The organism is Vagococcus teuberi (genome assembly GCF_001870205.1).
GTDB lineage: Bacteria > Bacillota > Bacilli > Lactobacillales > Vagococcaceae > Vagococcus > Vagococcus teuberi.
The window spans coordinates 737,948-759,820 of record NZ_CP017267.1 but is presented as its reverse complement, the minus strand read 5'-3'; the positions used below and the strand labels follow the sequence as shown (position 1 = coordinate 759,820).

Annotated in this window: 17 protein-coding genes and 2 pseudogenes; 1 reads left to right on the top strand and 18 read right to left on the bottom strand. The window is 35.7% G+C overall.

From position 1 onward, the window contains the following. Window positions 1-12 precede the first annotated feature (12 nt). The 12 genes and pseudogenes from hrcA to rimP form a co-directional block, all read right to left on the bottom strand. On the bottom strand, window positions 13-1,059 hold the full coding sequence (gene hrcA, locus BHY08_RS03645) for a heat-inducible transcriptional repressor HrcA (protein ID WP_071456586.1): 1,047 nt from the start codon (window positions 1,057-1,059) through the stop codon (window positions 13-15). Between the two features lie 289 nt (window positions 1,060-1,348). Further along, entirely contained in the window at window positions 1,349-2,485 is a 1,137-nt protein-coding gene (hemW, locus tag BHY08_RS03640) for a radical SAM family heme chaperone HemW (protein WP_071456585.1), read from the bottom strand. Further along, window positions 2,482-3,435: a bifunctional riboflavin kinase/FAD synthetase gene (locus tag BHY08_RS03635; protein WP_071456584.1), complete on the bottom strand. Its 954-nt coding sequence runs from the start codon at window positions 3,433-3,435 to the stop codon at window positions 2,482-2,484. The genes hemW and BHY08_RS03635 overlap by 4 nt, the downstream gene beginning before the upstream one ends. Before the next feature lie 14 nt (window positions 3,436-3,449). Next, complete coding sequence (truB, locus tag BHY08_RS03630) at window positions 3,450-4,367, bottom strand: tRNA pseudouridine(55) synthase TruB (protein WP_071456583.1); 918 nt, start codon at window positions 4,365-4,367, stop codon at window positions 3,450-3,452. 121 nt (window positions 4,368-4,488) lie between these two features. Beyond that, a complete protein-coding gene (locus tag BHY08_RS03625) occupies window positions 4,489-5,454 on the bottom strand; it encodes a Gfo/Idh/MocA family protein (RefSeq protein WP_084657162.1) in 966 nt (321 codons plus the stop codon). Window positions 5,455-5,576: 122 nt separating this feature from the next. After that, on the bottom strand, window positions 5,577-5,924 hold the full coding sequence (gene rbfA, locus BHY08_RS03620; RefSeq protein WP_071456582.1) for a 30S ribosome-binding factor RbfA: 348 nt from the start codon (window positions 5,922-5,924) through the stop codon (window positions 5,577-5,579). A gap of 31 nt (window positions 5,925-5,955) precedes the next feature. Further along, window positions 5,956-7,932, bottom strand: a pseudogene (gene infB, locus BHY08_RS03615) (translation initiation factor IF-2); the annotation flags it as partial. Between the two features lie 239 nt (window positions 7,933-8,171). Continuing rightward, window positions 8,172-8,283: pseudogene (locus BHY08_RS11410) on the bottom strand (translation initiation factor IF-2 N-terminal domain-containing protein); the annotation flags it as partial. Window positions 8,284-8,295: 12 nt separating this feature from the next. After that, on the bottom strand, window positions 8,296-8,601 hold the full coding sequence (locus BHY08_RS03610; RefSeq protein ID WP_071456580.1) for a L7Ae/L30e/S12e/Gadd45 family ribosomal protein: 306 nt from the start codon (window positions 8,599-8,601) through the stop codon (window positions 8,296-8,298). Then, window positions 8,591-8,890, bottom strand: coding sequence for an RNase P modulator RnpM (gene rnpM / locus BHY08_RS03605; RefSeq protein WP_071456579.1), 300 nt, complete (start codon window positions 8,888-8,890; stop codon window positions 8,591-8,593). Before rnpM ends, BHY08_RS03610 begins: the two co-directional genes overlap by 11 nt. Window positions 8,891-8,915: 25 nt before the next feature. Then, a complete protein-coding gene (gene nusA / locus BHY08_RS03600; protein ID WP_071456578.1) occupies window positions 8,916-10,100 on the bottom strand; it encodes a transcription termination factor NusA in 1,185 nt (394 codons plus the stop codon). A 20-nt stretch (window positions 10,101-10,120) separates the two neighbouring features. Next, the gene (gene rimP / locus BHY08_RS03595; RefSeq protein WP_071456577.1) at window positions 10,121-10,594 is read right to left on the bottom strand and encodes a ribosome maturation factor RimP; all 474 of its coding nucleotides are present in this window, start codon (window positions 10,592-10,594) and stop codon (window positions 10,121-10,123) included. Window positions 10,595-10,835: 241 nt separating this feature from the next. On the opposite strand from rimP, the gene BHY08_RS03590 reads away from it, so the two are divergent. Then, window positions 10,836-11,654, top strand: a complete 819-nt coding sequence (locus BHY08_RS03590) for a metallophosphoesterase (protein WP_071456576.1) — start codon at window positions 10,836-10,838, stop codon at window positions 11,652-11,654. A gap of 42 nt (window positions 11,655-11,696) precedes the next feature. Here BHY08_RS03590 and BHY08_RS03585 read toward each other — a convergent pair whose 3' ends face one another. From BHY08_RS03585 to BHY08_RS03560, 6 genes are all read right to left on the bottom strand, one after another. Then, a complete protein-coding gene (locus BHY08_RS03585) occupies window positions 11,697-12,677 on the bottom strand; it encodes a LacI family DNA-binding transcriptional regulator (protein ID WP_071456575.1) in 981 nt (326 codons plus the stop codon). 21 nt (window positions 12,678-12,698) lie between these two features. Further along, entirely contained in the window at window positions 12,699-14,174 is a 1,476-nt protein-coding gene (gene galT, locus BHY08_RS03580) for a UDP-glucose--hexose-1-phosphate uridylyltransferase (protein ID WP_071456574.1), read from the bottom strand. A gap of 1 nt (window position 14,175) precedes the next feature. After that, window positions 14,176-15,177: a UDP-glucose 4-epimerase GalE gene (gene galE / locus BHY08_RS03575; RefSeq protein ID WP_071456573.1), complete on the bottom strand. Its 1,002-nt coding sequence runs from the start codon at window positions 15,175-15,177 to the stop codon at window positions 14,176-14,178. Window positions 15,178-15,189: 12 nt separating this feature from the next. Further along, window positions 15,190-16,353, bottom strand: coding sequence for a galactokinase (locus BHY08_RS03570; protein WP_071456572.1), 1,164 nt, complete (start codon window positions 16,351-16,353; stop codon window positions 15,190-15,192). 136 nt (window positions 16,354-16,489) lie between these two features. Then, window positions 16,490-17,482, bottom strand: a complete 993-nt coding sequence (gene galE, locus BHY08_RS03565) for a UDP-glucose 4-epimerase GalE (RefSeq protein WP_071456571.1) — start codon at window positions 17,480-17,482, stop codon at window positions 16,490-16,492. Window positions 17,483-17,505: 23 nt separating this feature from the next. After that, window positions 17,506-21,837, bottom strand: coding sequence for a PolC-type DNA polymerase III (locus tag BHY08_RS03560; protein WP_071457817.1), 4,332 nt, complete (start codon window positions 21,835-21,837; stop codon window positions 17,506-17,508). Window positions 21,838-21,873 lie beyond the last annotated feature (36 nt).

Below are 21,873 nucleotides of genomic sequence, written 5' to 3'. Positions count from 1 at the left end.
GTCAGTCTCCTTTCACTCTCCACTATTTTCCAAATGTCGATAATATGTTTCTAGATGCCTAGAAAGCTCATCTGTTAAAACATCCATTACTCCTAACAGTTTCGAATAGGACATGTTAGCAGGTCCTAAAACTGCGACTAAACCTTTACCTCGTTGAAAAACATCGTATGATCCTGTCACTAAACTCATGTTTTGCAACAATTCGTTGTTTAGCTCCTCTCCAATCTTGATATCAATCTTTTCATCTGTGTCTGAGATAAGTAATTCTGTTAGCTTATCTGTATCACTAATTAATGAATAAACCGATTGAAATTCGTTTGGATTAGTGATGGCTTCTGAACTTAATAAATTCATCCCACCACCAACATAGATTTGCTCATCAAATGCTTGATTGAACACATCCTCAAACAAGTACAAGATATTACCAGAATTACTAAAGTAACGTTGGAGTACTAAAGGAATCTCTGTTCGAAGTTTGTGGTAAACTGTCAAAAGTGTTTCTCCCAACAATCGATCATTGATTATTCGAATCATTTTTTCGATATCTTCAGTTGACACTGAATGTGGAATTGAAAACACTTGACTCTCAACATATCCTTGATCAATCACAATAATCGCCATTAACTGACGGGCATTCAATGGAACAATTTGAAAACCTGTAAGCCGTCTTTCTTTTACTTCTGGCCCTAACGAGAAAGCTGTGTAACTCGTCAACTCCGATAAAATATTCGCCGACCATTCAATAATTTCATTTGTCGCATTAAATTTGCGATTAAATAATCGTTTGATGTGTTGAACATCGGTAGAACTAACCTTACTAGGATCCATTAAATGATCCACATAATAGCGATAACCTTGCATTGAAGGGATTCTACCAGAAGACGTGTGCATTTTTTGAATAAGACCAAAATCTTCCAATTTAGATAACTCATTTCGAATGGTTGCTGAACTGACAGTAATGCCACTATTCATCAACGTCTTCGATCCAACAGGTTGCCCCGTCTCAGTATAGAGCTGAACTAATAGTTGTAAGATGTGTTCTTGTCTACTACTCAACATGCGAATCACCTTCCTTATTAGCACTCTTTCTTATTAAGTGCTAACTACATTATCAAATATATCAAGGATTAATTTTTTTGTCAACTAAAAGCACCTCTTTTTTAGCACTCTTTTGTTAAGAGTGCTAAACCCAAACGCACAGATCTTAAAAACATTGATATATCAATGTTTTGACTCTATTATCCCATACTATTTTTTTAGCAATCACAAAAATTTGTCTGTTTATTTTGCCAAAAAAACGAGAATAACAAAAAAACAGCCTAAATTCTTCGCTTTAGACTGTTCTTTCTTATTTTTCTAATAAAAACTTCTCAAAAACATCATTCCCTAAAATCAACCCTTTATCTGTTAGAGAAATATATGAGTTTTTAATTTGTAGCATTTCTTCATCTATTAGTTGTTGTGCTATCTCACCATAGACTGAATCAAACTTTTGCCCAAACTTTTCTTCAAAGTTAGTTAATGATACACCTTGTTTTTTTCGAAGACCTAAAAACATTTCTTCTTCCATCTGATGTTTGATCGTTAAATTTTCAGTTGTGATAGTTGGCAACTTATCTTGTCGCAATGGTTCCAAATAATGTTGGATTGGCCCATGATTTTTATATCGTACATTACCTAAGTAACCACTTGCCCCTGCTCCTAAACCATAGTAGTGATCATTATTCCAATAAACCAGATTGTGCTGACTTTCTTTTCCAGGCTCACAAAAATTACTCACTTCATATTGGTGTTTACCAGCTAATGTCATACACTCAATCGCTCGTTCAAACATATCTCCTTCAACATCAATCCCCGGAAGATGCAATCTACCTTGTCTTGCCCAATTATAAAACATCGTCTTATTTTCTAAAATAAGTGAATACATTGAATAATGTGGTAAATCAAGCCCGATTGCTTTATCTAATGTATCTTCAAAACTTTCCATTGTCTGATTTGGTAAAGCATATATTAAATCTATGCTGACATTTGAAAAAGCCGCTTTTTCTAAAAGAGTCATAGTATCAAATACATCTTGAGCAGTGTGTTTACGTCCGATTTTCTTTAATAACCTGTCGTCAAACGTTTGAACTCCCATAGACAAACGGTTCACACCATGAGTTTGCATGACCTTTATTTTATCGAGTGTTAAATCACCAGGATTTGCTTCTACTGTAAATTCATCAGTTGGATTAAAAGGTAATAACTCCTTTACTCCACCAAGTAAACGATCTAGCTGTTTAGCCGATAAAGAAGTTGGTGTCCCTCCACCGATATAAATTGTTTCTGTTGTATCAGATGGATATAATTCTTTGGTTAATTTTATTTCTTTTAGTAGCGCTTCGATGTATTCATCGACAGGTTGTCCTTCAATAAATACTTTATTAAAATCACAATAAAAACAAATGTGCTCGCAAAAAGGAATATGAATATAAGCCGACGTCATACGAGCCCTCCTAAGTTATCAAAATATTCCCTTGTATCTTGTTCATCTTGTTTTAATTGCGCGATCAATCCGTCAACATTATCAAATTTTTTCTCGCCACGTAAAAAGTGTAGCCATTCCACACTGACTTGCTCTCCGTATATGTCATCAGAAAAATCTAAAATATTTACTTCAATCGTCATTGGGCGATTAGTTTCAAACGTAATATTGTAGCCAATTTGAGCCATACCCATATACCATTTGTCGGCAACTTTTATTTTTACTACATAAACACCCACTTTAGGCAATAATGAATACGATGGTGCTTTTATATTAGCCGTTGGGAAACCTAATAATCGTCCACGTTTATCGCCATGAACAACCACACCCGTTGTTTCATAAGCATAGCCTAATAATTGATTAGCTGCTCGCATGTCTCCGATTTTCATGCATTCACGTATTGCTGTCGAACTGACTTTCTCTTCTCTATCACTCAACTTTTGTACTTCGACAATTTCAAATCTGTCTTTAGCATATGTAGGTAATATGCTCATATTGGCAATATCTTTTTTACCATACGTGTAATCAAATCCTGCCACAACGACTTTTGCATGTAAGCCAACCATGTACTCATCAACAAACTCTTGCGGTGATAATCCTGCAAAAGATGAGGTGAACTCAATGACATATAAATAATCGACACCTAAACGCGTCATACGTTCTTCTTTTTGTTCAATGGTTGTGATGTATTTCATTTTTTTATGATCAATTTTTTGAAACACAACTGCTGGATGATGATTAAAGGTCATAACTGCTAATTTCAATCCTTTTTCATCCGCAATTTTTTTTGCTGTATTGATAACTTCTTGATGTCCTCTGTGAACACCATCAAAAAAACCTAATGCCAATACAACATCATCTTGTGGTAATTTTTCTGGGTCATATGGATGATGAATGTTAATAATTTGCATAACAAAATACTCCTTTAATCATTTCGTATTACTTTGATTGGTTTGAACATCCCTGGTTTACTTGGATGTTTACCATATAAACTAACTAATTGCTCATTAAAAAATAAAGCAATTGGTTGTACTGGATCATATCCGTCAAAAAACGACTCTGGCATGACCAAACCATTTTTAATTAATTGATAATCCTTTGAACTTAATGTCTTTTTTTGAAAAGATTCAACTGCTCGCTCAAGAGGATAGAAAATATCGTCTGTTAGTCCTTCTTCAACTTTTGAACGAATGTCGTCTAAAGTTATCGCTTCTTTTGAGGTAAAACCACCACTAGAAAGTCGTGTTAAATCTGACATGTGAGCGGCATAACCTAGTCTTTCTCCTGTATCGACTGCAAGAGTCCTCACATACGTTCCTTTAGCACAATCTACTTCAAATTTCCATGACTGTGTTTGAGTTTCTTCATTATACTCGGGTGTCGTAAGTCTTTTATAGTGGTGAATCGTCGTCTGTCTTACTGGACGTTCTACTGTTTCACCTTTTCTAGCATAATCATATAATCTTCTACCATTCACCTTTACAGCAGAATACATAGGAGGAATTTGTTGAATATTCCCCGTCAACAGTGACATGGTATCATCTATTTCTTTTTCAGTTAGTGGAATATTAATTGGAGTGGTGTCAACGACCTCTCCACTTGCATCTTCTGTTTCTGTCGAAAAGCCAATTGTCACTTCACCAATGTATACTTTATTTGATTCTTGTAAATACTCCACAACTTTTGTGGCTTTACCGACACAAATAGGCAACACACCATCAACATCCGGATCAAGTGTGCCACTATGACCTACTTTTTTTGTTTTTAAAATTTTTCGTAATTGGAAGACACAATCATGACTTGTCATGCCTCGTGGTTTCCATAGAGGGATAATTCCTTCCATCAATCTTCTCCTACTCTTTTCGTCATTTACCCAATATTATAGCATACTTACATACCTAATTAAGACAAAAGGCTTTTATAAGCAACAAAAAAAGGAGGAGAATCCCCCCATTTCACTTTTATTAAAGTTCCCATCCCCAAGCTTGTCTCATGGCATCCATTAACTCAACAACTCGTTGGCTAACTTCACGACAATCTGGTACATGATTTAACCCTTTTTCACTTGCTAAGTGGTTTAACATATCTAATTCATAAGTAAAGACATCGCGGTCATTTCCATCTTCAATGACTTGTGTTGTCCCATTATTATAGAAAATTTCTGCTGTTGTCGCTCTTGGGAAGTCATTAATTTTTAAAAATCCTTCATCACCTGTAATCAAAATTTGCTTTGGTAGTTTTCCTCTGAAAGATAGCATGACACTTGCTAACTCATTATTTTTAGTTTTTAATACTGTGACAGATTTCTCATCTACTCCAGTTGGTGCCATCACAACTTCTGATGAAACAAATTCGATGTCTGTTCCAAGTAAATAAACAGCCGCTGAAAGAGCATAAGGTCCAATATCAAATAAAGCTCCGCCACCTTTTTCAAGTGAGAAGAAACGATTATTCTCATCATATTCTTTACAACTTCCGAATGTGATGTTAGCTGTACTGATTTTTCCTAAAACATTTTCTTTTAATAAACGACTTACTTCGTGATACATCGGCATATAAAATAACGTGACGGCCTCTAAAATCACGACATGATGTTTTTTAGCTAACTCAAATAGCTCTTTGGCTTCTTCAGCTTTTAAAACCATGACTTTTTCACACAAGACATGTTTTCCTTTTTCAATAGCTTTTTTGGCAAATTCATAATGTGTTTGGTTAGGCGTAGCGATATACACACATTCTAACTCATCGTCATCAAGAAATTCATTGTAGTCAGTATAACCATTGTGTAGATTATGTGTCTCTCTAAATGTACGCAAAGAGCGTTCATTACGATTATAAACTGAGTGAATCGTGTACTTAGAAATATCCACCTGTGTGACAAATTCTGTTGCAATCACACCTGTTCCAACTATTCCGATATTTTTTATCAATTAAATCGCCTCCTAATTAATCTTCTTTTAGTTTATCACAATTATTTTTTTACCGTTAATGATACACAAACTCATGTTATAACATAAAAAAGCTAGAGAAAAATATTCTCTAGCTAATTGACTTAGTCTTTATTTAATCCTCTTAATAATTCATCAATATGATTTCCGTATTCTACTGACTCATCTCTAACAAATACTATTTCTGGCGTCTTGTAGATACTTAATCTATGACCTAGCTCACGTCGAACTAAACCTGTGACTTTATCTAATCCTTCTTGAGCTTTTTGTTTATCTGAGGCTTTATCGCTTAATAAACTATAATAAATTGTTGCTTCTTGTAAATCACCTGTTACTTTTACGTCCGTGATACTTACATTTTGTACACGTGGATCACGTACTTTTTTATGTAAAATATCATTCACTTCTTTTAATATTTCTTGAGCGACACGACGATCTCGGTAATTTGCCATATGCTTATCCTCCTCATATAAATGAGCTGAATTATTTTTTAACTTCTTCCATGATATATCCTTCGATTACATCATCAACTTTTACGTCGTTGTAGTTTTCTATAGTTACACCACATTCAAATCCCATTTTAACTTCTTTAGCATCGTCTTTAAAACGTTTCAAGCTTGCTAAGTTTCCTTCATGAATTACAATGCCATCACGAATCAAACGAATACCACAGTCACGACGAATAGATCCTTCCGTTACGTAACATCCTGCAATCGTACCAACTTTAGATACATTGTAAGTTTCACGAACTTGCATTTGTCCTGTAATTTTTTCAACAAATTCAGGATCAAGCATCCCTTTCATCGCTGTTTCGATTTCTTCGATAACTTTATAGATGATTCTGTGTAAACGAATATCTACTTGTTCTTGTTCTGCTTGTGTACGAGCTTGTGCTGTTGGTCGAACATTGAATCCGACGATAATCGCATTACTTGCAGAAGCTAATGTGATATCACTTTCGTTAATCGCCCCAACTGCTGAATGGACGATTTTAACACGTACGCCTTCAACATCAATTTTGGTTAAACTAGCAGCTAATGCTTCAGCTGATCCTTGAACGTCGGCTTTGATAATAACATTAACTTCTTTCATTTCGCCGTCTTTAAGACTTTCGAATAAATTGTCTAATGTCACACGTTGGCTAACTTGACGTTGTTCTAACAACGCACGTTTTGCTCTTTCTTCACCGGCTGCACGAGCTGTTTTTTCATCTTCAAAGGTCACAAATCTGTCACCAGCTTGTGGCACATCATTTAACCCTGTAATTTCAACTGGTGTTGCTGGTCCTGCTGCTTTATCACGGCGACCAATATCATTTGTCATCACACGCACACGTCCATGAGTGTTACCAACAACGATTGGGTCTTGAACATGTAGTGTTCCTTGTTGTACTAATAATGTTACAACAGGTCCCTTACTTTTATCTAAACGTGCTTCAATAACTGTTCCGATTGCACGTTGTGTTGGATCAGCTTTTAAATCTTCTACTTCAGAAACAAGTAAAATCATTTCTAATAATTCTTCAATATTATCCCCAAATTTTGCAGAGATTGGAACAAAAATTGTGTCTCCTCCCCATGATTCTGGAATCAAGCCATATTCACTTAATTCTTGCATCACACGATCTGGATTGGCACTTGGTTTATCAATTTTATTGACCGCCACAATAATTGGGACTTCTGCTGCTTTAGCATGATTAATGGCTTCAACCGTTTGAGGCATCACACCATCATCAGCTGCAACAACTAAAATAGTAATATCTGTGATACTTGCTCCACGTGCACGCATACTTGTAAATGCCGCATGTCCTGGTGTATCTAAGAATGTAATTGGTTTGCCATCAATATCAATTTGGTAGGCACCAATATGTTGCGTGATACCTCCAGCTTCACCTGAAGTTACTTTAGCATTTCTTAATGTATCTAACAGGGTTGTTTTACCGTGGTCAACGTGCCCCATAACAGTAACAACTGGCGGACGACTAACTAATTTGTCCGGATCAACGACTTCAGATTCAAAGAATTTATCAATATCTGCTACGTCTTCTTGAACTTTTTCTTCTGCTTCAATACCATAATCAGTCGCTAATAATTCAATTGTGTCTTTATCTAACGCTTGGTTTTGGTTAACCATCACACCTAATAGGAATAATTTTTTAATAATTTCTGCTGGTTCACGGTAAATTTTCTTAGCAATATCTGCTACGTTCATCCCTTCAGTGTAAACTAACACTTCTGGTAATTCTTTAAATTTACGTGGTGGTACAGCTGGTTTATTAGATGTTTGATGTTTCCCTTTTTTATTGTTGCGTCGTTTGTTATTTTTGTTATAACGGTTGTTTTGATTACCTTGATAAGGACGGTTACCATTGTTATTACGGTTTCCACCTTTATTTTGGTTGTTATTATTGTTTCCAGTCGAATTATTATTTCTGTTTGGTTGACTATTAGTATTTCCAGCTGGTTTTTTAGTTCCGTTAGCTGATGCATTTTGATTATTGTTTGATTTATTCGTTGGTTGTTGTTTGTTTTGGTTCTGATTATTCACTCGATTACCCTTACTGTTATCATTATTTTCTGATTTTTTATCAGAATGATTATTTTTTTTAACTGGTGCTTGACCAGGTTTTTTATTATCTTGTCCCTTAGCTTTTGAAGGTGCTAATAGGTGTTTGACTTTACTAATGTCTGAGTCAGTTAATGTACTCATGTGATTTTTTACATCAACACCTGCGGACTGAGCTTTTTCTACGATATCTTTACTAGGAACATTTAGTTCTTTTGCTAATTCATATACGCGTTTTTTACTCATTCTCTCACCGTCCTATTCTGTCATTAGTTCACACATCTTTCGAGAAAATCCGGTGTCACATACCCCGACAATCATACGATTTTTGCCAATAGCTGAACTCAGTTCGGCTGAGGTGCATGGCGAAATCAATTTTGTATGATAGCTATGACACTTGTCTCTCATTTTTTTTTCGGTATTTTCACTTGCGTCACTTGCTAAAATTACCAAATTTACAGTATTTTTTCTGACTGACTGTAAAGTAGTTTCTTCGCCGGTAACAAGTTTACCAGCTTTCATTGCTAAACCTAAGAGATTAAGAAATCGTTGTTTATTTTCCATTTCCGAATAATTCTCTCCTTGCCTTTTGGTGTGACACATAGTCTAGCAACTCTTGATAGAATTTATCTGTCAACGTATCGTTTAGCACTCTATCTAAAATCTTGTGATCCCAACTTTTTTGGACAACTTCTGGTTCCATAGATAGATATGCCCCTCTACCAGGCATTTTTCCAGTTGGATCAATTGAAATGTCGCCCTCTTTAGAACGAACGATACGAATCATTTCTTTTTTAGGTTTCATTTCATTCGATACAACACATTTACGCATTGGAATTTTTCTTTGTTTCATCTATTTCGCCTCCAAAAAAGTGATTTTATTTTTCATCTTCTTCTACTAGATCAACCTCTTCAGTTACTTCTTGAGAGATATCATCAATAGCATCTTCTAGAATTTCTTCCACAAATAATTCTTCGTTTGCTTCAAGAACTTCTTCTAGTAATTCCTCTTCATTTTCAGCTGCAATTTTTTCCCATTCAGACTCAGGTTTAATATCAATTTTATAACCTGTTAATTTTGCTGCTAGTCTAGCATTTTGTCCACGTTTACCAATTGCTAATGATAATTGGAAATCTGGTACAACAACTGTACAAGCACGTTGGTTTGGTTCAAAAATAACATCTATTACTTGTGCGGGATTTAATGCATTTGAAATAAAGACAGCAGGGTCTTCATTCCACTCAACAATATCCATGTTTTCGCCTTTTAATTCATTAACAATCGCTTGAACACGTTGTCCTTTAGGTCCAACACACGTTCCAACTGGATCGATGTCTTTATTAGCAGCTGTTACAGCAACTTTTGCTCTGTCTCCTGCTTCTCTTGCAATGCTAATAATCTCTACTTCTCCATCATACACTTCTGGAATCTCCTGTTCAAACAAACGTTTTAAAAGATCCGGATGGCTACGACTCACATATACTTGTGGCCCTTTTGATGTGTTTTCTACTTTTGAAATATAAACTTTGATGCGATCGTGTGGTTGATAAACTTCATTTGGGATTTGATCTTGTTTTGATAATACCGCTTCGATTTTTCCTAAATTGACATAAATGTAACGACTGTCTTGACGTTCCACAATTCCTTGCATAATTTCATTTTCATAAGCACTAAACTCATTATAGATGATTGAACGTTCAGCTTCACGCACACGTTGCAAAATAACTTGTTTTGCTGTTTGTGCTGCTATACGACCAAAATCTTTTGGTGTCACTTCAAAACGAATCATATCACCGATTTCGTATGCTCCATTAATTTTCAATGCTTCTTTTAAGCTCACTTCAAGTTGAGAATCCATTACTTCTTCTGTTACTTCTTTAACAGAAAAAATATGAACATCTCCTTTTTTATCGTCAAACTCAACCTCTACGTTTTGCGCTTGTCCATAATGACGCTTGTAAGCTGATACCATTGCTGCTTCTAGTGCTTCAATGACAATGCTTTTTGAAATACCTTTTTCGCGTTCAAGAGCGTCTAATGCTCCTAACATTTCCTTGTTCATGTATTTCCTTAACCTCCATTTTAAAATTGAATAGCCAATCTCGCTTTGGCAATATTTTTTCTATCAAATGTCATTTCTTTTTCTTGCGTTTTTATTTTTACTAATAGGGTTAGCGTCTCTGGGGTAACTTCTTTTAAGAAACCTTGATACTGCTTTTCTCCTTCAACAGCTTGATAAAAAGAGATGTTTATATAATCATCAATTGCATTTACATAATCTTCTTCTTTTTTCAAAGGTCGCTCAGCCCCAGGTGAAGACACCTCTAAAAAATAGGCTTGTGGAATTGGATCTGGCTCGATTGTGTCAAGTTTTTCACCTAATGCTTCACTGACTAGTGCACATTCATTGATATCAATGCCACCATCTTTATCAATAAATACTCTTAGGAACCAATTTTTCCCTTCTTTAACATACTCAATATCTACTAAGTCAAATTGATAGTCTTCCAAGATTGGAGTAACTAAGTCAGTGACTATTTCGACTACATTTGCCAATATTTTCGCCTCCCTATACATTTTCGAGAAATTCATCAAAAAGAGTGAGCGTCAACACGCTCACTCTTTCCACTCATATCACACAATTTTATATTAGCATATTTTTCATAACTATTCAATGTTACTAACTTTTTTTTGAAAATACGGTTAAGATTTTTCTAAGATTTTTATTTTTAATTCTTTATTAAAAAATTTTTGTTAATTTAACTAAATATATTGATTCTTTAAAAGGAGTACTAACATGACTAAAACGAAAAAAATTATTACTGGATTACTAATTGGGCTGCCTCTCTTTATCGTGACAGAAGGCATTCGTGAAAACAGACAGCTTGATGTTGAATCCATTATCATCACAAGTAATCGGGTTAATGATAATCCTGTAAAAATTGCGCATATTTCTGACCTACAGTTTCCAAGATTAAGAGTTAGTCAAACACAATTATTAAACGAATTAGAAAAAGAACAACCTGATGTCGTGTTTTTAACTGGTGACACAATTGATCGCACTGAGTCTGTAGAAACAACCGAATTTTTTCATTTTTTAACTACGTTAACCTCGCGCTACCAAACTTATGTTATCAATGGTAACCATGAAGAAACAAACCCAGATTATGCTTTATGGAGACAAACAATCAAAGCCAGTGATGCGGTTTATTTAGAAAATGACGTAACCAACTTAACAATCAAACAAACATCATTTAATCTAATCGGTTTAAGTAACCGTCAAACAGCCCTACCTATAAATCAGATGCATTCAATCGATCCAACCATTGATACACTTATACTTGCACATCATCCCGAGTTATTTAATCATTATATTGTATCTTTCAATCAGCCGCTTGCTATTTTTAGTGGGCATGCTCACGGTGGTCAGTGGAGGCTACCTGGAACAAATGGCCTTCTTGCGCCAGACCAAGGTTTCTTACCTAAATTAACAAGTGGTCTTTATATCAAAAATAATTCTCACTTAATTGTTAGTCGTGGACTTGCTAATAGCAAATTCCCTCTACGACTCAACAATTATCCTCACTTGATTTTTACGACTATTAAGCAAGCATAATAAAAAACAGACGCTTTTATCGAGCGCCTGTTTTTTATTTTTTTAATGTGTTTGTCGTTTCATGAGTAATGTCTCTACCTCGACCTTTATAGATGTCGGAATATCATCATCTAATAACATCAACAACTGATTAACTGCTATACTTCCCATAGATTCTGTTGGAACATGTATTGTCGTTAAACTTGGTGTTACATATTTAGCGACACTAATATCATTAAATGATACTAAGGCAATATCTTTTGGGATCTTTATTCCTTTTTCATTCAATGCTCTCAGTGCCCCGACAGCTATGGCATCACTTTCTGCAAAAAAGATATCGACAAATTTTTCAGGAAAAGTCCCCTCTAGGTAATCTTTCATTATTTTATAGCCAGATTCCACACTAAATGTTGTTTGTAACACAGTATCTATCGTGACATTTTGCGGTAATTGGTGAGTTAACTTATTAAGACGATAATCTTCTATTGGCTCATGCAATGTTTTAGTGTATTCCAATCCTTGTAATATCCCAACAGATTGATACCCTTTTTCTTCTATCAATCCAGCTACTAGAGACATGGCTTGATTCATATCAACTATAACAGATGAAAAACCATAGTGAGATGCATCAAAGTCGATAAAGACAATTGTCTCAACGACATCTGACATTTTTTTGATCTCTACTTCATCAAATTTACCTAGGGCTAGTAACCCATCTATCTCTTCTTTTCCCAAAGAATCCATCTCACATTTTACCAATTCAACAGAAAGTTCTTCGGCTCTTTTTTCAATCCCTAAACGAATAGCCAAATAATAGATATCTTCCAACTCTTCTTCAGGTTGATACCATTGAATAAGACCAATTCTTTTGGTTTGTTTCGGTTTCTTTTTATGATGTTTCGTATAATTTAACGCTTCTGCAACTTCAAAAATACGACGTTTGGTCTCTTCATTTATAGATAACGTTGCATCATGATTTAATACACGAGAGACGGCAGCTGGCGACACCCCTGCTTTATTTGCAATATCCTTTATTGTGGCCACCTGTGTTATCCCCCTTTCATTTTATAAAGTTGACATAAATCGCTTAAAGCCATCTTGACCTTCTTGCGTTCGTTTATATACCCCAGCATCTTCTAACACGTGTAAGAAAACTTCGCCGATAGCTTCTTCTATTTTTTCATCAACATTTTTTTCCGTAATGTCTTGTGTTGATTTTATTTTTCCAGCCCACTCTTTATGGTAATCTACCATGCTATGTTCCTGGTTTAATAAAAACTTTTTCACATCTTCCATCTCTTCTTTTAAACGTGGTGGTAAAATAGCTAAGCCCATCACTTCAATCAAACCAATATTTTCTTTTTTTATATGATGATATTCTGGATGAGGATGGAATATGCCATCTGGGTATTTGTCTGAAACATTATTATCCCGCAACACTAAGTCCATTTCATAATTTCCGTTTTTTCTTCTTGCGATTGGCGTAATAGTATGATGTGGTGTCCCATCATCACTAAACGCCTTTATTTCTAACGACAAATCTGAATAATCTCGCCATTTTTTTAATATATAATCTGCTGCATCAATAACATCCTCTTTACTATCACTAGTTACACGGATAACAGACATTGGCCATTTAACCGTACCAACTGATACATTTGGAAAATCTAGTATATCATAACTGGTTTCAATTGGTGAGCTTTCGATTGGAAAATGAAAACGTCCCCCTTGATAATGATCATGAGATAAAATAGAGCCACCAACAATCGGTAAATCAGCATTTGAGCCAACAAAATAATGTGGAAAGACATCCAATACATGAACTAATCTTGTAAAGGTTTCTTTATTGATAGACATTGGTCTATGAACAGCTGAGAAAAAGATACTATGTTCATTGTAATAAGCATAAGGCGAATACTGAAATGCCCATGGTTCATCACATAAATTAAACCGAATCACTCGATGATTAAATCGATTCGGGTAACCAATCCGTCCTGAGAATCCTTCATTTTCAATACACAGCATGCACTTTGGATAATTAGCTGTCTTCATAGTGGCTGCTTTTTTTATTTCTTCAGGATCTTTTTCCGGTTTTGATAAATTAATTGTGATATTTAATGTGCCGTACTCACTGTCATACGGAAACTCAATATTTTTTGCAATTGCTTGAGTCTTAATGTAATCATTATCTTTACAGAGTTCGTATAAGTAATCTGTCGCTTTTTCAGGTGATGTTTCATAGTTTTTATTGAACTGTTGATTCACTTCTTTTGGACTTGGTGTCACGATATCCATCAGCTGACCAATTAGCACATCTTTTTCATGAGCAGTTGATTTAATTTTTCCTGAATCAATAGCTACCTCTACAAGTTTTTCGACCATCTCTACGGGGAGTGTCCCTTCTATTTCTCGGTCATCTTCATAATCATCTAATCCAATAAGATATAGCACTTTGTTAGTTAAATACACTCTATCCAATTCATCCCAAAGACCTGTTGATATGGCATATGAAACAAATGTTTTAATCCATTGATTTGTCATACTATCTCACCTCTTTTTCATAACCATTTGGATGAGTACTATGCCACTTCCATGCAGTTGAGATAATCGTTTCAATATCAGTATGAGTTGGATTCCAGCCTAATATTTTTTTGGCCTTGTCGTTTGACGCAACTAATATGGCTGGGTCGCCAGCTCGCCTTGGCGATACATCATATTTTATATCTTGTCCGGTCACGCGGATGGCTTCATCTAATAACTCTTTCACCGAGAATCCATGACTACTTCCTAAATTGATAATTTGACTTTCTTCATTTTTATCCAGATAATCAAGTGCTAAAATATGTGCATCAACTAAATCCAATACATGTACATAATCTCTGATACATGTGCCATCTGGTGTTGGATAATCATCTCCAAAAATATGTAATTTATCACGTTGATGAAGTGCTACTTGTAAGATAATAGGTAATAAATGTGTTTCAGGCTGATGTGCTTCTCCGATTGTCGCATCAGGCATTGCGCCAGCCACATTAAAATATCTCAGTGACACATATTTCATGTCATAAGCATTGTCACACCACTTCATCATTTTTTCCATCATTAACTTACTTTCACCATACGGGTTTTTAGGATTTGTTAGTGTTGTTTCACTAATTGGTGTTTCTTCAGGCTCACCATAAGTTGCAGCAGTTGATGAAAAGACAATATCTTTCACATTATACTCATGCATCACTTCAAGTAATGTTTGCATACCATACACGTTATTATTAAAATATTTCAATGGGTTTTCTACTGACTCTCCCACCAAAGAACTTGCCGCAAAATGAACGACTTGCTCTATCTTTTCTTGTTCAAAAACATGAGATAAAAACTCTTTATCTCGAATATCCCCTTCGTAAAAAGTAGCATCTGGATGTACGGCTTCAATATGTCCCGTCAATAAATTATCTACCACTACAACATTTCGACCGCTCTCAACTAAACGTGCAACAGCATGAGAGCCAATATATCCTGCTCCTCCTAAAACGAGTACTTTTTTCATACTAACTCTCCTCTACGATAATTTTCTAGTTCCATCTCCAATGGATGCTTCATAAAAATCAGCGGCATAACCGATTTTTTCTTTGTAGCCATTTCCAACAACCTCTTCAAAAGAATCAACATTGTCCTTGTTGACTAAAGCAATCGCACAGCCACCAAAACCAGCTCCCGTCATTCTTGCACCAAGCACGCCGGGTTGCTTTTGAGCATAATCTACTAATGTATCTAGTTCAATACCTGTCACATCATAATCATTTTTTAGTGATTCATGTGATGCATTAAGTAATTTACCGAATGTTTCTAAATCACCATCTGTTAGAGCTTTTTTCGCTTCAAGTGTGCGTTCATTTTCAGTGATAGCGTGTTTAGCACGTTTTCTGACAGTCTCATTATCAATGTATTGGCTATTTTCGTTAAACTCGGCCACACTTAAATCACATAATGTTTTTATATCAACATGTTTTTGTAATTGTTTTAGTGCGCCTTCACATTCACTGCGTCGTTCATTGTATTTTGAATCTGCTAACTCACGGCGTTTATTCGTATTCATAATCATAATGACATACTCACCAAATACGGCTGGGACTAAGTCATAGTCTAGTGTATTAGTATTTAATAAAATTGCGTTGTTTTCTTCCCCCATACCAATGCCAAATTGATCCATGATACCAGAATTTACCCCGATATAATTATTTTCAACTTTTTGGCCCAGTTTTACTAAATCAAGTCTTGGAATATTTAACCCACACTCATCAGAAAGGATCAATCCTGTTAATAATTCAATCGAAGCTGATGATGATAGACCTGCCCCATTTGGAATTGTTCCATAAAATAAAATATCAAATCCATGACGAATATCATAGCCAGATTGTTTTAGTAAATAAATGACTCCCTTAGGATAATTTGTCCAGTCATCCTCTTCTTTATATTCAAGTTCTGAAAGTTTGATATCTTTCACGCCGATATCAGGGAAATTCATCGAATAAAAACGAATTAACTCATCATCACGTCTTCTAACTAATCCATAAGTTCCAATCGTAATTGCTGCTGGAAATACATTTCCACCATTATAATCTGTGTGTTCACCTATTAAATTAATTCTTCCTGGAGAAAAATATTCTGAATCATTTTTTTCTTTAAATACGTCTAAAAAAGTTTGTCTTAATTTCGTTAACATCGTTTCCGCCTCCTAGTAAATATTTACTAAATTAATTATAACGTTTACTGAATGCGGTTGCAAGAGGAAACAGAAAAAGATGATAACTTTAAGTTTTCACCTAAAATTATCATCTCTAATATTATTGATTTAATTTTTACTCTCCATAACCATGTGGGTGGCTTTGATGCCATTGCCATGCACTAGATATGATGGTTTCTACATCAGTGTATTGGGGATTCCATCCTAAAATAGTTTTCGCTTTTTCATTCGATGCCACTAACATTGATGGGTCTCCTGCACGTCTTGGTGCAACTTCAGCAGGTATATCTTTTCCAGTTACTTTGATGGCTTCAGTCAGCAATTCTTTTACTGAAAAACCATTGCTGCTACCAAGATTAATAATTTGGCTTTCTTCATGTGTGGATAAATAGTTTAAGGCTAAGATATGCGCGTCAACTAAATCTACGACATGCACATAATCACGAATGCATGTGCCATCTGGTGTTGGATAATCATCACCAAAAATCATTAATTTTTCACGTTGATTTAGTGCCACTTGTAAAATGATTGGGAGTAAATGCGTTTCAGGGGTGTGATCTTCACCAATTGACGCATCAAGCATCGCACCTGCCACATTGAAATAACGCAATGATACATATTTAATCCCATATGCGTTATCACACCATTTCATCATTTTTTCCATCATGAGTTTACTTTCACCATATGGATTCGTTGGATTCGTTGGCGTGTCTTCCGTAATGGGTGTCACGTCTGGTTCGCCATAAGTCGCAGCTGTTGAAGAAAAGACTATTTCTTTTACGCCAAACTCGTTCATCACTTCAAGCAATGTTTGCATGCCATACACATTATTATTAAAGTATTTTAGTGGATTTTCAACTGATTCTCCAACAAGTGAACTTGCGGCAAAATGAACCACTTGGGAAATGTCTTCTTTCTCAAAAACATCTGTTAAAAAATCTTTATCACGAATATCTCCTTCATAAAACGTGGCACGTTCGTCCACTGCTTTTTTATGTCCTGTCAATAAATTATCAACCACAATCACTTCTTTGCCACTATCCAATAACCGTTTTACTGCATGAGAGCCAATGTACCCTGCTCCTCCTAAAACTAACACTTTTGACATTTGTCTTCCTCCTAAATTTTTTCTTATAACATATCAAACAAGGACAATTGATTTTCATCTGGTAAGTCTTTTAACACACCATTGTCTGTCATGTATTCGATCAATGTTTTAGATACCTTTCCTCTATTAGATAAATCTTCCTTAGATAAAAAGTCTTGTTCTTCCCGAGCTGCCACAATTTGTTTCGCTACGTTCAATCCTAAACTTGGTACAGAACGAAATGGTGCAATTAACGTATCACCATCAATTACAAAATCTTCTGCATCTGATTTGTATAAATCAATCATTTGGAATTTAAAGCCACGTTCTAACATTTCATTAGCAATTTCCAAAACGGTTAATAAGTTTTTCTCTTTGGTTGATGCGTCCATTCCTTTATCCGTAATTTCTTTCATGCGTGCTTTTACCGCTTCTTTTCCTTGTGACATCGCCACAATATCAAAGTCATTGGCACGGACTGAGAAATAAGCTGCATAATAAAGGATTGGGTAATGCACTTTAAAGTAAGCCACACGTAACGCCATCAGCACATATGCTGCGGCATGGGCTTTAGGGAACATATATTTAATTTTTAAACATGATTCGATGTACCACTCCGGCACATTATTCGCACGCATCTCTGCTTGCCACTCATCTGGTATCCCTTTTCCTTTACGCACACTCTCCATTATCTTAAACGCTAAGCCATCTTCTAAACCGGCATGCATTAGGTACACCATGATATCATCACGACACCCAATCACATCAGCAAGTGTGGTGGTTCCTTGACGAATCAACTCTTCTGCATTTCCTAACCAAACATCTGTACCATGTGACAGTCCAGAAATTTGTAATAACTCGGCAAACGTTGTTGGTTTTGTTTGTTCTAACATACCACGAACAAATTTCGTTCCAAACTCTGGTATACCAAGCGTTCCAGTTTTTGAATAAATTTGTTCTGGCTTGACCCCTAACACTTCTGGTCCAGAAAAAATCTTCATGACTTCTGGATCATCAGCTGGAATAGTTTTTGGATCAATACCCGATAAATCTTGCAACATACGAATCACTGTCGGATCATCGTGTCCCAGTATATCAAGTTTTAATACATTATCATGAATCGAATGGAAATCAAAGTGAGTCGTACGCCATTCAGATTCTTGGTCATCAGCTGGGTATTGGATTGGAGTAAAGTCATACACATCCATATAATCAGGAATAACAATAATTCCCCCCGGATGCTGTCCAGTCGTACGTTTCACTCCAGTTGAGCCTTTTGCTAGGCGGTCAATCTCTGCTCCCCGGAAACTCAAATCATTGTCTCGCTCGTATCCTTTAACAAATCCATATGCTGTTTTATCAGCTACCGTACCGATTGTTCCGGCACGGAAAACATAATCTTCCCCAAACAACACTTTCGTATAATTATGTGCTTCTGGTTGGTATGTCCCTGAGAAGTTCAAATCAATATCGGGTACTTTATCTCCGTGGAATCCTAAGAACGTCTCAAATGGAATATCGTGTCCGTCTTTTGACAGTTTAGCCCCACATTTGGGACAGTCTTTTTCTGGCAAGTCAAAGCCTGACCCATAACTACCATCTTCAAAAAACTCTGAATACTGACATTCAGGACATAGATAATGTGGTGGAAGTGGATTTACTTCTGTAATACCTGTCATAGTTGCGACAAAACTTGACCCAACTGATCCACGAGACCCAACTAAGTAGCCATCTTCTAAACTCTTATGAACCAGCTTTTGAGAGATTAAGTAAATAACGGAGAACCCATTCCCATTTATACTTTTTAGCTCTTTTTCAATTCGTTTCTCAACGATTTCTGGCAACTCTTCACCATAAAGTCGATGTGCTTCATCATAACTTAATTTCGTAATCTCATCTTCTGAACCTTCAATTTTCGGCGTATATAAATCCTGTTTGACAGGCACAACGTCTTCACACATATCCATAATTTTTCGTGTGTTGTCTACCACAATTTCTTTGGCTTTTTCTTCACCAAGAAAACTAAACGCATCCAACATTTCATTCGTTGTTAAAAAGTGGACGTCCGGTAATTCATAGCGATTTAGAGGATTCGCTCCTCCCATAGAATTTATTAAAATTTTACGGTAGATTGCATCTTCTTTATTTAAGTAATGGACATTTCCTGTTGCCACCACTATCTTACCTAAATCGTCCCCAATCGACACCAGATTAGTCATGATGTCTTCTAAATCTTCATCATTTTTAACGAGTTCTGCTTCAATCAATGGAGCATAAACTTGTTTTGGCATGACTTCGATATAGTCATAAAATTTTGCACGCTTTTTGGCTTCTTCGACACCTTTTTGCATCATCGCTTCAAAAATTTCACCATTACTACATGCTGAACCCACTAACAATCCTTCTCGAAATTCAGATAACTTCGAGCGTGGAATACGTGGTACACGGTAAAAATAATTAACATTTGACATAGAGATTAATTTAAATAAATTTTTCAACCCTGCTTGTGTTTGAGCGAGAATCGTCGCATGGAACGGTCGTGCTCGCTTATACGCATCTCCCTCACCAATATGTTGATTAAACTCATCATGATAATACACACCAAATTCTTCTTGTGCTTTTTTGACAAATATCCAACACAAATGACCGGTTGCTTCCGAGTCATAAATCGCACGGTGATGTTGTTCTAAATTGATATTGTACTTTTTAGATAAACGATTCAACCGATGTGATTTCAATTCAGGATGTAATAATCTCGATAATTCTAATGTATCAATGACCGGATTAGGAGCTTCTGGCATATCATATTTTTCATAACTAGTATTCAAAAATCCCATATCAAAACTAGCATTATGTGCCACTAAAACACTACCGCGACAAAATTCTTCAAAAAGCGTTAAGACTTCTTTTTCAGATTTTGACCCCTTTACCATATCATCTGTAATTCCTGTCAGATGAATTGTTGTTTGAGATAATGGATGACCAGGATCAATAAACTGCTCAAACGTATCAATAATATTCCCTTTATGCATTTTTACAGCAGCTAACTCGATAATCGTGTCATAAACCGCTGATAGTCCAGTTGTTTCCACGTCAAATACGACATATGTCGCATCTGTTAAACTTATGTGTTCTGGATTATATGCAATCGGCACACCATCATCCACGATGTTTGCCTCTACACCAAACAACACTTTTACGCCATGCTTTTGTCCGGCAAAATAAGCATCTGGATACGCTTGTGCGCCACTATGGTCGGTAATCGCAATTCCTGGCATCCCCCATTTTCCAGCTTGAGCCACTAAATCTGTGGCACTATTGGTCGCATCCATCGTACTCATATTCGTATGGACATGCAACTCCACCCGTTTTTCATCTTCTGGTGCTGTGTCTTTTCGTAACTCTTTTTTGACCTCAACTAAATCTTGACAGTTCATTACTAAGTCACGCATAAACGTGTCTTCCTGAATGCTTCCTCGTGCTCTTAACCAGCCACCTGGTTTAATCGCTTCAAACACTGCGACATCTTTTTCGTTATTCGAAAATTTCTTTACAGCAAACGATGAAGAGTAATCTGTCATTTTTACAATTAATAGCTTTCGTCCAGAACGTAACTCACGAATTTCTTTATCAAACACATACCCTTCAATGGTAACGCGTCTTTCTTCTTCAATGATGTCTTCCATTCGTGTAATCATTTCATCACTTGGTATTGTTCTTCCAAGTTGGATTGGACCATCAAGCTCCATTGTTTCTTGTTTTTTCTTTTGTTGCTGATTTTTTTCTATTGCTGCAGCTGTTTGTTTTTGTAACTCTTCTGCTTGCTCTTGTTGTCGTTGCTCAAACGCTTTTTGAATATCTGACTCTTTTGTGTCATCAATTCGCACCACAAATTTAAAATCAGGAAATCCGAAACGTCTATATAATTCACTCAAATAACCTAAATGTTTTTGACTTAAATACTTTTCTACACCTTCATTTTCTACCAACAAAATAATTTGTTGGTCTTCAATAAATGGTGGTGTCTGTAATAATGAATTTTTTACAACATTGGTCATCTCTTCGTTGTCTTTTAAGACTTGATACCAATAATCAGCTAATAAATCATCATTTATCTCTTTGTCTTGGCTCGTTACGATTAAAGATGTATTAGCAATTTCTTTAAATGCCGTTTCTAAGTGCGTAGATAAAAGCTGATAATGTGACATTGGTAAAATATGATGAAACCCTAAATTAAACTCCCATAGTCGACTTTTTTTATGTACAGTGACTTTTTTCACTTCACCTGTTTCTAAAAGAGGATAGTTGGATAATTGGTCATCTAATGCTATTTGTTTTACTAATTGAGCATACAATTCTACTGGTGAAAGGCTCATATTCATCCCCACTTTCCTTTTTACATTATACATTAA

Coding starts and splice junctions, on each gene's coding strand:
- BHY08_RS03610 (WP_071456580.1), bottom strand. CDS start 8,601: ATGGAAAATAAACAACGATTTCTTAATCTCTTAGGTTTAGCAATGAAA.
- rbfA (WP_071456582.1), bottom strand. CDS start 5,924: ATGGCAAATTACCGAGATCGTCGTGTCGCTCAAGAAATATTAAAAGAA.
- rnpM (WP_071456579.1), bottom strand. CDS start 8,890: ATGAAACAAAGAAAAATTCCAATGCGTAAATGTGTTGTATCGAATGAA.
- truB (WP_071456583.1), bottom strand. CDS start 4,367: ATGGAAGGAATTATCCCTCTATGGAAACCACGAGGCATGACAAGTCAT.
- BHY08_RS03570 (WP_071456572.1), bottom strand. CDS start 16,353: ATGTTAACGAAATTAAGACAAACTTTTTTAGACGTATTTAAAGAAAAA.
- BHY08_RS03590 (WP_071456576.1), top strand. CDS start 10,836: ATGACTAAAACGAAAAAAATTATTACTGGATTACTAATTGGGCTGCCT.
- galT (WP_071456574.1), bottom strand. CDS start 14,174: ATGACAAATCAATGGATTAAAACATTTGTTTCATATGCCATATCAACA.
- BHY08_RS03560 (WP_071457817.1), bottom strand. CDS start 21,837: ATGAGCCTTTCACCAGTAGAATTGTATGCTCAATTAGTAAAACAAATA.
- galE (WP_071456571.1), bottom strand. CDS start 17,482: ATGTCAAAAGTGTTAGTTTTAGGAGGAGCAGGGTACATTGGCTCTCAT.
- BHY08_RS03635 (WP_071456584.1), bottom strand. CDS start 3,435: ATGCAAATTATTAACATTCATCATCCATATGACCCAGAAAAATTACCA.
- nusA (WP_071456578.1), bottom strand. CDS start 10,100: ATGAACAAGGAAATGTTAGGAGCATTAGACGCTCTTGAACGCGAAAAA.
- galE (WP_071456573.1), bottom strand. CDS start 15,177: ATGAAAAAAGTACTCGTTTTAGGAGGAGCAGGATATATTGGCTCTCAT.
- hemW (WP_071456585.1), bottom strand. CDS start 2,485: ATGACGTCGGCTTATATTCATATTCCTTTTTGCGAGCACATTTGTTTT.
- hrcA (WP_071456586.1), bottom strand. CDS start 1,059: ATGTTGAGTAGTAGACAAGAACACATCTTACAACTATTAGTTCAGCTC.